10 protein-coding genes, 1 tRNA gene and 2 riboswitches are annotated in these 13,826 nt (G+C 65.6%); of the genes, 8 read left to right on the forward strand and 3 right to left on the reverse strand.

The genetic code is table 11. The features are described 5' to 3' along the window. Positions 1-399 precede the first annotated feature (399 nt). On the forward strand, positions 400-1,206 hold the full coding sequence (locus KH616_RS04615) for a CsgG/HfaB family protein (RefSeq protein ID WP_292237409.1): 807 nt from the start codon (positions 400-402) through the stop codon (positions 1,204-1,206). A gap of 307 nt (positions 1,207-1,513) precedes the next feature. Here the strand turns inward: KH616_RS04615 and KH616_RS04620 are convergent, their stop codons facing one another. Next, positions 1,514-1,909, reverse strand: a complete 396-nt coding sequence (locus KH616_RS04620) for a hypothetical protein (RefSeq protein WP_292237410.1) — start codon at positions 1,907-1,909, stop codon at positions 1,514-1,516. 361 nt (positions 1,910-2,270) lie between these two features. Next, a tRNA-Arg gene (locus KH616_RS04625) sits at positions 2,271-2,346 on the reverse strand. 265 nt (positions 2,347-2,611) lie between these two features. Between KH616_RS04625 and KH616_RS04630 the strand changes: the two genes are divergently transcribed. Further along, the gene (locus tag KH616_RS04630) at positions 2,612-3,502 is read left to right on the forward strand and encodes a c-type cytochrome (protein ID WP_292237412.1); all 891 of its coding nucleotides are present in this window, start codon (positions 2,612-2,614) and stop codon (positions 3,500-3,502) included. Between the two features lie 103 nt (positions 3,503-3,605). On the opposite strand, the gene KH616_RS04635 is transcribed toward KH616_RS04630, so the two are convergent. Next, positions 3,606-5,696: a UvrD-helicase domain-containing protein gene (locus tag KH616_RS04635; RefSeq protein ID WP_292237414.1), complete on the reverse strand. Its 2,091-nt coding sequence runs from the start codon at positions 5,694-5,696 to the stop codon at positions 3,606-3,608. Between the two features lie 260 nt (positions 5,697-5,956). Between KH616_RS04635 and KH616_RS04640 the strand changes: the two genes are divergently transcribed. From KH616_RS04640 to KH616_RS04665, 6 genes are all read left to right on the forward strand, one after another. Then, on the forward strand, positions 5,957-7,009 hold the full coding sequence (locus KH616_RS04640; RefSeq protein WP_292237415.1) for an oxidoreductase: 1,053 nt from the start codon (positions 5,957-5,959) through the stop codon (positions 7,007-7,009). Positions 7,010-7,274: 265 nt separating this feature from the next. Beyond that, the gene (locus KH616_RS04645) at positions 7,275-7,679 is read left to right on the forward strand and encodes a hypothetical protein (RefSeq protein WP_292237417.1); all 405 of its coding nucleotides are present in this window, start codon (positions 7,275-7,277) and stop codon (positions 7,677-7,679) included. A 98-nt stretch (positions 7,680-7,777) separates the two neighbouring features. Next, positions 7,778-7,881: riboswitch (glycine riboswitch) on the forward strand. Between the two features lie 31 nt (positions 7,882-7,912). Next, positions 7,913-8,046: riboswitch (glycine riboswitch) on the forward strand. An 84-nt stretch (positions 8,047-8,130) separates the two neighbouring features. Further along, positions 8,131-9,249, forward strand: coding sequence for a glycine cleavage system aminomethyltransferase GcvT (gene gcvT, locus KH616_RS04650; RefSeq protein ID WP_292237419.1), 1,119 nt, complete (start codon positions 8,131-8,133; stop codon positions 9,247-9,249). 96 nt (positions 9,250-9,345) lie between these two features. Further along, complete coding sequence (gcvH, locus tag KH616_RS04655; RefSeq protein ID WP_292237420.1) at positions 9,346-9,726, forward strand: glycine cleavage system protein GcvH; 381 nt, start codon at positions 9,346-9,348, stop codon at positions 9,724-9,726. A 149-nt stretch (positions 9,727-9,875) separates the two neighbouring features. Next, positions 9,876-12,803, forward strand: coding sequence for an aminomethyl-transferring glycine dehydrogenase (gene gcvP, locus KH616_RS04660; RefSeq protein ID WP_292237422.1), 2,928 nt, complete (start codon positions 9,876-9,878; stop codon positions 12,801-12,803). 126 nt (positions 12,804-12,929) lie between these two features. Then, positions 12,930-13,826 (forward strand): alginate lyase family protein (locus KH616_RS04665; RefSeq protein WP_292237424.1); only part of this gene is annotated, 897 nt, incomplete at its 3' end.

Below are 13,826 nucleotides of genomic sequence, written 5' to 3' on the forward strand. Positions count from 1 at the left end.
TCGATCAAACCCTGGAAGTCGGCTCAATTCGATGCGCTGCGTATACCGTGCATCCATGCGAAAAATATGAGTCGTCACAACGAACCATGGATTCTTACAGGACGATTGCACATACAGCCCAATCGATTAGCGCGTTAATTGAAATGATTTACGTCCAACATCACCGAATCGGGAATGCACGCCCAATTCATATTTAGATGATCTCGCATCCGCTCATGCGCCGGTGACAAACACCACTTTCAGCCGCGGATGAAATCACATCGTTGCCTAAAGTTTCCCATCCCCCCGCCGATAAACCCGAGGCATAACATTGCGCCGTATCCGCTCAACGGCAGTCCCGACATGAAACGCTGTTGACCCCACGGCTCACCAAGAAAACAAAATAAAAGGACCGTCAAGATGATTTCCAAGACGACAGCCGTTGCAACGGCATCGCTGCTGTTTCTTACCGCGTGCGCTCAAATGCAACTGGGGGGCGGGGGTAAATCCCCCGACAGCACGGGTGTCGCGGGCGCGACTTCGCAGACCGCCGACGATGGGTTGAAGCACTGCGCTGCGCCACTGGGAACGGTATCGATCGTTGAAGACACCGCAGCCCCCTGGTACAGCATCTTGACGGGCCAGTATCAACTCGGCTCGACGGTGCCCGTGCTCAAGTTGCTGGTGCAACAGTCGAATTGCTTTGTCGTGGTCGATCGTGGCCGGGCACTCGGCGCCGCGATGACGGAACGCGGTCTTGCCGCCGCAGGCGAATTGCGCAAAACGTCCAAGATGCACAAAGGCCAAATGGTCGCGGCCGACTATCAGATGAGCCCGAGCATCACGTTCAACTCGCAGAATGCCGGGGCAGGCGTATCGAGCCTGCTGGCGCTCGTGCCGGGGGTCGGCGGGGCGCTCGCGAGCGTCGCCGGCACGATGACCACCAAGGAAGCATCCACCGTGCTGACGCTTGTCGACACGCGCTCCAGCGTGCAACTGGCTGCGGCTACGGGCTCTGCTCGCAACATCGACTTCGGCGTGCTTGCGGGCGTGATGTCGAGCAGGAACGGAGGCCTGATCGGCGGATACGCGAATACACCGCAGGGCAAGGTCGTGGTCGCGGCGTTCACCGACAGCCTGAACAATCTCGCCGACTCCGTCAGGCAATACAAGGCCCAGAAGGTCAGCGGCGGACTCGGCAACGGCGGCAATCTGCACGTGAACTGATCGAAACATACGGGGGACCGCGCGCCGCCGTGCCTCGCCCGGACAGGCAAGTCAGGCAGCGAGGCGCGTCGCGCCGAAACGCGCGGCCACCACATGCAGGACCGCATTGCCTCTCGTTGACGGATCGAATCCCGGCCCATCCAGCCAGTCGCAATCGAAGCCTGGCGCTGTGGCCACCACCCCCGATCCGTCATTTTGATCATGCCCAGGTGTGCCGGACGGCACATCCGGGCTGACCGGCTCCGACATCCTTTCAGCACCGTGATCACGGCACTGGATAGAAAACCAAACCCGCGTCGCGAGTCAGTTACTGATTGAAGATGCCGGTCTTTTGCGATACAGCCGATTCGCTCATCGAATAGCGCTTCACGACGTTATTCGGGTCGAACAGCACCACCAATTCCTTCTTCTTGCCGCTGGCGCTCGACCCGAACAGGTTGATGATCGGAATGTAATTGACTGCGTCGCCATGCACTTTGGTCAACTCGTAATGCCAGATTTCCAGGCCGCCGTCGGTAAACTCGGTCTTCATCGGCGAGCCAAACATGCCGCGGATCTCGTTCTTTGTCGTTTTGCCTTCGACGATCTTGGTCGAAACGGTAGCCTCCGTCTCCGCGCGCAACGAATCATTACCCGTTCCAGCGCAACCGGTCAGCATGACAGCGCCAGCGGCGATGGCAGCAGCAACCACGAATTTCTTCATGTTCCCTCTTAGCAATCGGTAAATGTTTGGCACGATGAATCGTGAATCGCTATTATCGGGCGATCGGTTTTACTATCGGTAAAAGGGAACAAAACTTTAGGGCGAACCAGAAATTCGATGATTGCCACGAAGGCTCATCCACGATGCGTGGATCTTCGGGAATCGGTGGCGAGAAACGGCTTCCGGACGATATACGACGACGGCGTCATTGCAGGTCAATACGCTGAAGCGGCACCCGGTTCGCAATTGACAAAAAACGATGAAGGTGAATAACCCGCGCGGGAAAGCAGCAGATTTTCCCTAACGCTCAGCCGAGAGCGATGATCGATCAGGAAATTCGGCTGGAAAGCCTTGAGAGACTTGGCGCGCCCGGCTGGGATCGAACCAGCAACCCCTGCCTTCGGAGGGCAGTACTCTATCCATTGAGCTACGGGCGCTTGCGAGACAGTGTTGCAACCCTAAAACCCGGGCCACTTCACAGATGACAAGACGGCAAGGATACCCTGTTTCACATGACGCGTCCACCTCGCCGCCCAAACCGGACACACGTGCCCTCCGTGGACGGAAAACGTGCGGGTAAACACGCGCCATCGCCTCGCTCGCCGTGATGTAAACGTTCCGTCTATAATCGTCCGTGCTTCTTTGCACTGCCATTTTGCCGTTGCACCGCGCACACATCCTATTCATGGAGACGAGGCAAGCATGAGCGAAGCACCCCACGAAGTGCCCGTCAAAACCCCCGGACAACTGATCGCCGTCATCGTCGCGTCGTTCGCGATCCCGATCGCCCTCATCGTCCTGTTCGCCACCTACGCCAACCACGCCTTCCGCTCGGGCGCGGGCACCGACGCCCTGTCCGACGCGTCGGTCGCGAAGCGGATCGCGCCGCTCGCCCGGGTCGAGGTGAAGGACGCCAATGCGCCACGCGTCTACAAGACCAGCGAGGAAGTCTACAAGGCGGTCTGCGTGACCTGTCACGGCACGGGCGCCGCCGGCGCGCCGAAGTTCGGCAATGCCGCCGACTGGGCGCCGCGCATCTCGCAAGGCTTCGACACGCTGCTGAAAACCGCCCTCGCCGGCAAAGGTGCGATGCCGCCCCGCGGCGGCACGAGCCCCGCCGATTTCAGCGATTACGAACTCGCGCGTGCAATCGTCTACATGGCGAACAACGACGGCGCGCACTTCCCCGAACCGGCCGCCCCCGCGGCCAGCGCTGCACCGGCTGCGAGCCCCGCGTCCGCACCGGGCGCCGACGATGCCGCAAGCGCGCAGATCGCCGCCGCCAAGGCCGCGATCGCCGCGATTTCCAACACGGGCGCAGCGCCCGCCGCCGCACCGACCAGCGCCGATACGGCGTCCGCCGGCAAGGCGCTGTACACGCAGGTTTGCCAGGCATGTCACGCGACCGGCCTGCTGAACGCCCCGAAGTTCGGCAACAAGGACGACTGGGCGCCCCGCCTCAAGGACTCGATGGACACGGTCTACAACTACGCGTTGCGCGGCAAGGGCGCGATGCCGCCGAAGGGCGGGTCGACCGCATCGGATGCCGACGTGAAGGCCGCTGTCGATTACATGGTCAACGCATCGAAGTAACGCAACACCGGCCAGACGACCACCCCTCGCGGTGCGCAGGCACCGCGGGGGGTGTTTTTTGGATGATGCCGTTTCCGACCGGACGTCCCCGGCCAGGCACCCCTCACTTCTGCAGCAGCGCCTTGAGGCTCGCGAGCCGGTCCTTCGGCGTCATCGGCGCCTCCTCCGGCGTCGGCGGCGGGGCTTCGTCGAGCCCCATCTCCTCGATGAAGCGCGACGCTTCGCAGACGATCGTCTCGCGCGCCCGCTTGCGCTTCTTGCACCAGTTCAGATGCAGGCTGCGCTGCGCACGCGTGATCGCGACGTACATCAGCCGGCGTTCCTCCTCGATCCGCTCGTTGTCGATCGGGCCGTCGTCGTCGCTGCCGCCCTTGTGCGGCATGATGCCCTCCTCGACGCCGACCAGGAACACGTGCGGATACTCGAGCCCCTTCGATGCATGGACGGTCGACAGGCGCACCGCGTCCGGATCCTCTTCCTTGCCTTCGAGCATCGACATCAGCGCAACGGTCTGGATCAGGCCGAGCAGGTTCTTGCCGGTATCGGCCAGCCCGTCGGCGTTGTGGAAGCCTTCCGCCTCGCCATCGACGGCCTCGGCCGCCTCGGGTTTCGTGCCCTTGCGCTTCAGCCATTCGAGGAATTCGAGCACGTTCTGCCATTTCGACTGCGCCTGCCGCTCGTCGAACGCGTCGTACAGGTACGCCTCGTAGTGGATCGCCTCCATCATGTCGTCGAGCACGGTGGTCGCGGGATCCTTGTCCGCGCGCTCGGTCAGCCGCTGGATGAAGTCGCAGAACATCCTGAGCGGCTCGACCTGGCGCGCGGACAGCCGCGCCTCGATGCCGCCCATGTAGACCGCCTCGAACAGCGACACCTTCGCCTGCCCGGCGAACGAGCCGAGCGCCTCGAGCGTCGTGTTGCCGATCCCGCGGCGCGGCGTCGTGACCGCGCGGATGAACGCGGGATCGTCGTCGGCGTTGGCGATCAGGCGCAGGTACGCGCACAGATCCTTGATCTCGGCCTTGTCGAAGAACGACTGGCCGCCCGACAGCACATACGGAATCCGCTCGCGCCGCAGCACCTGCTCGAAGATCCGCGCCTGGAAGTTGCCGCGATAGAGGATCGCGTAATCGCGGAACTGCGTGCGCCGCTCGAACTTGTGCGCGGACAGGCGGAACACGACCGATTCGGCCTCGTGTTCCTCGTCGTTGCATTGCGTGACGGTGATCGTGTCGCCCATCCCGTGCTCGGACCACAGCTTCTTCTCGAACAGCTTCGGGTTGTTCGCGATCACGTTGTTCGCGGCGGTCAGGATGCGCACCGTCGACCGGTAGTTCTGCTCGAGCTTGATCACGTGCAGCTTCGGGAAATCCTTGCCGAGCTGCGCGAGGTTCTCGAGCGTCGCGCCGCGCCAGCCGTAAATCGCCTGATCGTCGTCGCCGACCGCGGTAAACGCCGCACGCGGGCCGGCGAGCAGCTTGAGCAGTTCGTACTGGCACGCATTGGTGTCCTGGTATTCGTCGATCAGCAGATAGCGCAGCTTGTTCTGCCAGCGGTCGCGCACCTGCTCGTTCTTCGCGAACAGTTCGGTCGGCAGGCGGATCAGGTCGTCGAAATCGACCGCCTGGTACGCATGCAGCGTCGCGACATAGTTGCGGTACACGAGCGCGGCCTGATGCTCGTCCTCGTTCGCCGCGATCGTCATCGCCTGCTCGGGTGTGACGAGGCCGTTCTTCCACAGCGAGATGATGTTCTGGATCTTGCGGATCAGACCCTTGTCGGTCGTGCCGATCTGCTCCTGGATCATGCCGAAGCAGTCGTCCGAATCCATGATCGAGAACTGCGGCTTCAGGCCGACGTGTTCCGCCTCCTGGCGCAGGATCTGCACGCCGAGCGAGTGGAACGTGCAGACCGTCAGCTGGTTGACGGGCACCTTGCGGCCTTCCTTGCCGGGCGTGGTGAGCGTCTTGCCTTCGAGCAGCTTGGAGACGCGCTCGCGCATTTCGGCGGCCGCCTTGTTCGTGAACGTGACGGCGGCGATATGGCGCGGCTCGAAGCCCTTGGCTTCGATCAGATGCGCGATTTTCTGCGTGATGACGCGGGTCTTGCCGCTGCCCGCGCCGGCGAGCACGAGGCAGGGACCGTCGAGATAACGCACCGCTTCGTTCTGAGCGGGATTGAGGCCTGCGGACATGGTTGCGGATGGTGTTGCGGTTGACGGCGAAACGCCTGGACGGTGCCACGCGCGGCGAACGCACGTCGACGGTGCGCAAGCGCGGGCAGGATGCGCATGTTAACACGGCTGCGGCGGGGGGATTCCGGCAGCCCGCGGGCGGCGCCGGACGACCGGCAAAAAGCCCCAATGTTCAGACTTTCGCCATGCCAAAATAGCCGGTCGTCATCGCGCCGCCACGGCGCGCCGTCCTCTCGTTTCGCTTGTTGCCAAGGATTGCCATGTCGTCAGTGCTCAGGATTGGTTTGATGGGTTTCGGTTTTGCCGGCGCGACGTTTCACGCGCCGGTCATCGCGGCGAGCGGCCGCACGCAGGTCGCCGCGATCGCCACCGGCCAGCCGGATCGCGCGCAGGCCGCTTATCCCGACGCCCGCGTGGTCGCCGATCTCGACGCGCTGCTGAGCCTCGACGACATCGAATGCGTCGTGATCGCCACGCCCAACGACACGCACTTCGCGCTCGCACAGCGGGTGCTCGAAGCCGGCCGCCACGTCGTCGTCGACAAGCCGGTGACGCTCACGTCCGACGAGGCGCTGACGCTCGCCCGGCTCGCGAATGCGCGCAGCCGTGTGTTCGCGCCATTCCACAACCGCCGCTGGGACGGCGATTTCCTCACCCTGCGCCGGCTCGTCGACAGCGGCGAGCTCGGCCGCATTACCTGCTTCGCGTCGCACTTCGACCGCTTCCGGCCACAGGTTCGCACCCGCTGGCGCGAGGAAGCCGCGCGCGGCGGCGGCCTGCTGTTCGACCTCGGCCCGCACCTGATCGACCAGGCGCTCGCGCTGTTCGGCGCGCCCGACACCGTGAACGCCACCGTCAAGACGCGCCGCGACAACGGCACGGCGCCTGACTTCGTGCATCTGCAGCTCGGCTACCCGGACAAGGACGTGCTGCTGCACGCGAGCGCGCTGTCGGCCATCGAGCCGGCACGCTTCACGCTGCACGGCACGCGCGGCAGCTATGAGAAATTCGGGCTCGATACCCAGGAGGATCAGCTCAAGGCGGGGCTCACGCCGGATCACGTCGAGTTCGGCGGCGGCAATCCGCCCGGCCTGCTGCGCGTGCTCGACGGCGAGGTCGAGATCGAGCGCCCGCTGCCGACGCTCGACGGCGCCTACGCCGATTTCTACCGCGCGCTCGCCGCATCGATCCGCGACGGCGCGCCGTTCCCGGTCACGCCGCAGGACGCAGTCGACGTGATGGCGATCATCGAGCTCGCCGCGCAAAGCGAACGGGAAGGCCGCCGTCTGCCGTTCGTACGCCGGCCGGTCTGACCGGCGGTCGAGTACACGCGCTTCCCCGCCGGATCGGTGCGCGTGACCGCATTAAAATGCACGCCGCTTATTGATACTTGATCTTGAGTGTGCCGGCGCTGTTCTCCCCGTCTCGCCGCACGCTCACCCTGGATAGAGTCAGTCGGCCCGCCACCGCGCCACGGGAACAAACCGTTACAAATCGTGCGGGAACGAAAGTTGGCGCGGGGCGGGTCAGACGCGTTTCTCAAAAAATCATCCGACACCGAATCGTCAGGAGAATGTGATGCACCGGTTGATACGCGCAGCGGCATGCTGCGTCCTGATTTCCACCCTCGCGGCCTGCGTGACCACCCCCACGCCGTCCGCGCCGCCGCGCCGCGTTGCCCCGCCACCGCCACCGCCGCCGGCAGCACAAGCGCCCGCGCCCCGTCCGGCGCCGCCCGTCGTCGGATACGATCGGATGCAGCAGATTCAAGGCCGGATCGACAACCTGAGCCGCCGGATCGACACGCGCGTCGGTGCGGGCTATTACCCGCCGCCGCAAGGCGCCGCGCTGCATCGCCGTCTGGACGTGATCCGCCAGGAATCGACCGACATGGCAACGCAGCACGGCGGCGGCCTGACGGTCGACGAGCAGCGCGTGCTGAACCAGGAACTCGATACCGCTGCGCGCGCGATCGGCGAATAAGGCGCCTGGGAAGCGCGGCGGCGCCCGTGCCGCCGCTTGTCGCGAAGCGACATCGATTTGCTCAAATTGACAAGGCTTTTTCGCTGGCGTACAGTCGCCCGCACGCGTCGGGAGAGAGTGTGAACGCGTTGCAGAAACGCCGGTTGCACCGCCGAAGGGGCACACCCACAAACTCTCAGGCAAAAGGACCGGCCGCGTCGAGGAATCCCGCCTGCGCACGTCGCAGGCCGCCTTCTTCGCACTCTGGAGAGCGGCAGTAGCCCGCTGCGCGAATGCAGCGCGGGAAAGCTGCCCACCGAAGGGGCGCGCGTTCGCCGGGCTGGGCCCGCGGCGCAATCTCTCAGGTATCGAGGACAGAGGGGCATGTTACGGATCGCCCGCAGGCCATGTGCCGCGGCGGTCGGGACATCGCCGTTCTGATCCGCGCGCAAGCGCCTTGCCTGAGGCCTCGATGACTGCACTCAAACATACCCCGCTCAACGCCGCGCACCGCGCGCTCAATGCACGCATGGTCGATTTCGGCGGCTGGGACATGCCCGTCAACTACGGCTCGCAAATCGAAGAGCATCAGGCCGTGCGCACCGACGCCGGCATGTTCGACGTGTCGCACATGTGCGTCGTCGACTTCACCGGCAGCCGCGTGCGCGCGTTCTTCGAGCATGCGATCGCGAACAACGTCGGCAAGCTCAAGACACCCGGCAAGGCGCTCTACTCGTGCCTGCTCAACCCGCAGGGCGGCGTCATCGACGATCTGATCGTCTATTACTTCACCGAGGATTTCTTCCGCGTCGTCGTCAATGCCGGCACCGCCGACAAGGACATCGCGTGGTTCAACCAGCTCAACGAGCAAGGCGGCTACGGCCTCACGATCGCGCCGCGCCGCGATTTCGCGATCATCGCCGTGCAAGGCCCGAGCGCGCGCGAGAAGGTCTGGACGACGATCCCCGCCGCGCGCGCCGCGACGAGCGAACTGAAGCCGTTCAACGCCGCGCAGGTCGCCGGCACGCCGTTCGGCGATCTCACCGTCGCCCGCACGGGCTACACGGGCGAGGACGGCTTCGAAGTGATCGTCCCTGCCGTTCATGTCGAGGCACTCTGGAATGCGCTGCAGCAGCACGGCGTGCGGCCGTGCGGACTGGGCGCGCGCGACACGCTGCGCCTTGAGGCCGGCATGAACCTGTACGGCCAGGACATGGACGATACCGTTTCCCCGCTCGATGCCGGTCTCGCATGGACGGTCGACCTGTCGGCCCCGCGCGCGTTCGTCGGCCGCGACGTGCTGGAGCGCGACGGCTCGCGCGCCGCATTCGTCGGCCTGATCCTGCAGAAGGAAAACGGCAAGGCGGGCGGCGTGCTGCGCGCGCACCAGAAGGTCGTCACGCCGCACGGCGACGGCGAGATCACGAGCGGCACGTTTTCGCCGTCGATGCAGGAATCGATCGCGTTCGCGCGCGTGCCCGCGGCCGTGCAGATCGGCGACATCGTGCATGTCCAGATTCGCGACAAGCAGCTCCCCGCACGCGTGGTAAAACTGCCGTTCGTGCGCAACGGCAAGGTCCTCGCTGCGTAACGGGCCGGTCGGCGATCCGACCGGCGACACCCTACCCGGCGCGCCGCTTCGGCGCGTCAGAAAAACGAATCACACCTTTCAATCCAGGAGCATCCGATGAGCAACGTCCCGGCCGATCTGAAATACACCGATGAACACGAGTGGGTGCGCACCGAAGCCGACGGCACGCTGACGGTCGGCATCACCGATCACGCGCAGAACACACTCGGCGACATCGTCTTCCTCGAACTGCCCGAAGTCGGCAAGACCGTCTCGGCGGGCGACGCCGTCGGCGTCGTCGAATCGGTGAAGGCCGCATCCGATATCTACTCGCCGGTGTCGGGCGAAGTCGTCGAGGTGAACGCGGCAATCGCCGATACGCCCGACCAGGTCAACAGCGATGCGTATGCCAGCTGGCTCTTCAAGATCAAGCTCGGCGCCGGCGCATCGACCGACAAGCTGATCGACGCCGCGGCCTACAGCAAGCTGATCGACTAACTTTACGCATACCAGCCGCGTGGCGCGCGCCGGTCGGCCGCGCCACGCGGGGGACTGGAGTCAGCGCTGAAGCGCTTACTCCGGCCGACCGCAAAGCATGGGGCCGGAGTAAGCGCTAAAGCGCTAACTCCGGCCGACACAGGAACACCATGAAGCTCGAACACCCGGACCGTCTGATGAACCGCACGCCCCTCTCGCTCGCTGCGCTCGAAACGCACGACGCGTTCGCCGAACGCCATATCGGCCCCGATGCCGCCAGCCAGCAGGCCATGCTCGACACGCTCGGCTTCGCGTCGCGCGGCGACCTGATCGACGCCGTCATCCCCGCATCGATCCGCCGCGAGGAAACGCTGCCGCTCGGCCCGTTCGCTCAACCGAAAAGCGAGGCGGAAGCACTCGCCGCGCTGCGCGAACTCGCAGACAAGAACCAGGTGTTCCGCTCCCACATCGGCCAGGGCTATTACGACACGCATACCCCGGCAGTGATCCTGCGCAACGTGCTCGAAAACCCGGCGTGGTACACGGCATACACGCCGTACCAGCCTGAAATTTCCCAGGGCCGCCTCGAAGCGCTCCTGAACTTCCAGCAGATGATCGCCGACCTCACCGGTCTCGCAATCTCGAACGCCTCGCTGCTCGACGAGGCAACCGCCGCCGCCGAAGCGATGACGCTCCTGCAACGCGTCGGCAAGCCGCAGTCGAACGTGTTCTACGTCGCCGACGACGTCCTGCCGCAAACGCTCGAAGTGATCCGCACGCGCGCAAAGCCGATCGGCATCGAGGTCAAGACCGGCCCCGCCGCCGACGCCGCGCAATCGGGCGCGTTCGGCGTGCTGCTGCAGTATCCCGGCGTCAACGGTGACGTGCGCGATTATCGCGCGCTCACCGACGCGATCCACGCCGCCGGCGGCCACGTGGTCGTCGCCGCCGACCTGCTCGCGCTGACCGTGCTGACGCCGCCCGGCGAATGGGGCGCGGACGTCGCGATCGGCAATACGCAGCGCTTCGGCGTGCCGATGGGCTTCGGCGGCCCGCACGCCGCCTATATGGCGGTGCGCGACGAATTCAAGCGTCAGATGCCGGGCCGCCTCGTCGGCGTGACCGTCGATGCGCAGGGCAAGCCCGCGCTGCGTCTCGCGCTCCAGACCCGCGAACAACACATCCGCCGCGAGAAAGCGACGTCGAACGTGTGTACCGCGCAGGCGCTGCTCGCGATCATGGCGAGCATGTACGCGGTCTATCACGGCCCGCACGGCCTGAAGACGATCGCGCTGCGGGTGAACCGCATCGCGGCGCTGCTCGCCGCCGGCGTCAAACAGCTCGGCTTCGCGCCTGTCAACGATACGTTCTTCGACACGCTGACGATCGACACCGGCACCCGCACCGCGCAGATCCACGAACTCGCGAAGGCCAAGCGCATCAACCTGCGCCGCGTGAGCGAGACGCGCGTCGGCATCTCGGTCGACGAGACCACGACCCGCGCCGATCTCGCCACCCTGCTCGACATCTTCGCGCAGGCCGCGGGCGGCACGGCGCCGGGCATCGACGCGCTGGACGCCGGCTTGCCCGGCACGGCCGCGCTGCCGGCCGGCCTCGAGCGCACGAGCGCGTACCTGACGCATCACGTGTTCAACCGTCACCATTCGGAAACGGAAATGCTGCGCTACCTGCGCAGCCTGTCCGACAAGGACCTCGCGCTCGACCGCTCGATGATCCCGCTCGGCTCGTGCACGATGAAGCTGAATGCGACGTCGGAAATGCTCCCGGTCACGTGGCCCGAGTTCGGCCAGATCCACCCGTTCGCACCCGCCGAGCAAACGGCCGGCTACCGCGAAATGATCGACCAGCTCGAGCAGATGCTCGTCGCGGCGACCGGCTACGCCGCCGTGTCGCTGCAGCCGAACGCCGGCTCGCAAGGCGAGTACGCGGGTCTCCTGATCATCCACGCCTATCACGCGTCGCGCGGCGAAGGCCATCGCAACGTGTGCCTGATCCCCGCGTCCGCGCACGGCACGAACCCGGCATCCGCGCACATGGCCGGCATGAAGGTCGTGGTCGTCGCCTGCGACGCACAGGGCAACGTCGATATCGAGGATCTGAAGGCAAAGGCCGCGCAGCACGCGAACGACCTCGCCGCGATCATGATCACCTACCCGTCGACGCATGGCGTGTTCGAACAGAACGTCCGCGAGATCTGCGAGATCGTCCATGCGCACGGCGGCCAGGTGTACGTCGACGGCGCCAACATGAACGCGATGGTCGGCCTGACCGCGCCGGGCCAGTTCGGCGGCGACGTGTCGCACCTGAACCTGCACAAGACGTTCTGCATCCCGCACGGCGGCGGCGGACCGGGCGTCGGCCCGGTCGCGGTCGGCGCGCACCTCGCGAAATTCCTGCCGAACCAGCGTTCGACCGGCTATGCGCGCGGCGAGGAAGGCATCGGCGCGGTGTCGGCCGCGCCTTATGGCTCGGCGTCGATCCTGCCGATCTCGTGGATGTATATCGCGATGATGGGCGCGAAGAACCTGACCGCCGCGACGGAAACCGCGATCCTCAACGCGAACTACATCGCGAAGCGTCTCGCGCCGCACTATCCGGTGCTGTATTCCGGCCCGGGCGGGCTCGTCGCGCACGAGTGCATTCTCGACCTGCGTCCGATCAAGGAGTCGAGCGGCATCACCGTCGACGACGTCGCGAAGCGCCTGATGGACTACGGCTTCCACGCGCCGACGATGAGCTTCCCGGTGCCGGGCACGCTGATGGTCGAGCCGACCGAATCGGAATCGCAGGAAGAACTCGACCGCTTCATCGCCGCGATGATCGCGATCCGCGAGGAAATCCGCGCCGTCGAGGAAGGCCGGGCCGATCGCGAGGACAACCCGCTGCGCCATGCGCCGCACACGGCAGCCGTCGTGACCGCGGACGAATGGCCGCACGCGTATGCGCGCGAGCAGGCCGCGTATCCGGTCGCGTCGCTCGTGACGAACAAGTACTGGCCGCCCGTCGGCCGCGCGGACAACGCCTATGGCGACCGCAACCTGTTCTGCGCATGCGTGCCGATGTCGGAATACGTGTAACGCGCACGCCGCCGACCGGTTCGTCCGTTCATGCGCGATGAAGCACCGCACGGGGCGTGCGGTTTTCGCATTCACGCGCAAGTCCGGCTAACATCACACGCGATCCAGCCAATGAAGGAGTTCCGCATGGTGCGTCCGATGTTTCCGGGCCGCGAACCGGGGCGCATGCGCGTCCGGGCGTTCGTGCCGCTACTCGTCGCGTCGTTGTCGATGGCCGCAGCCGGTCTCGGCGCAGCAGGCACGGCGCAGGCGGCGATGAATTTCTGTGCGGCGCCCGCACTGCAATCGAGCGAGACCACGCAGGCCGAGCCGGGCGTGCAGGCGCTGATCCGCGGCGTCGAGGCGCGCCTCGACGAGCAGCCGAAGGCGCTGCCGCGCGTGCACACCGAGGGCACGCTGCCGCACGAAGGCATCTACGATGCGAGCGTCGAGGCGATGAAGGACATGACCCTGATGCGCGACGCCGCGCTCGCGTGGCGCGTGACGAACGACAGCCGCTACCTGCAGCTCGTCGACCGGTTCCTGTTCGCGTGGGTCACGACCTATCAGCCGAGCTTCAATCCGATCGACGAAACGGGCTTCGACGGCCTGATCCTCGCCTACGACATGACCGCGAGCGCGCTGACCGTGAAGACGCGCAACGCGGCATCGGCGTTCATCGCGAAGCTCGGCGCCGGCTATGTCGCCCGGGTCGACGCGCAGACGCGCCCGCTGACGGGCATCTGGCGCAACAACTGGCAAAGCCACCGGATCAAGCTGATCGCGCTGTCCGCGTTCACGCTCGGCGACCGCAGGATGATGAAGGCCGCGCAGCGGCTGTTCGTCGAGCAGCTCGGCAACAACATTGCGCCGGACGGCACGACCTACGATTTCGAGGAGCGCGACGCATTGCATTACGCGGTGTACGACGTGCAGCCGCTCGTCACGGCGGCGCTCGCCGCGCGCCGCTTCAACCGCAACTGGCTGCGCGAGCGCGGCGCGAAAGGCGCGACGCTGTCGGCCGCGCTCGACTGGCTGGTGCCG

It is taken from the genome of Burkholderia sp. (genome assembly GCF_018375725.1).
GTDB lineage: Bacteria > Pseudomonadota > Gammaproteobacteria > Burkholderiales > Burkholderiaceae > Burkholderia.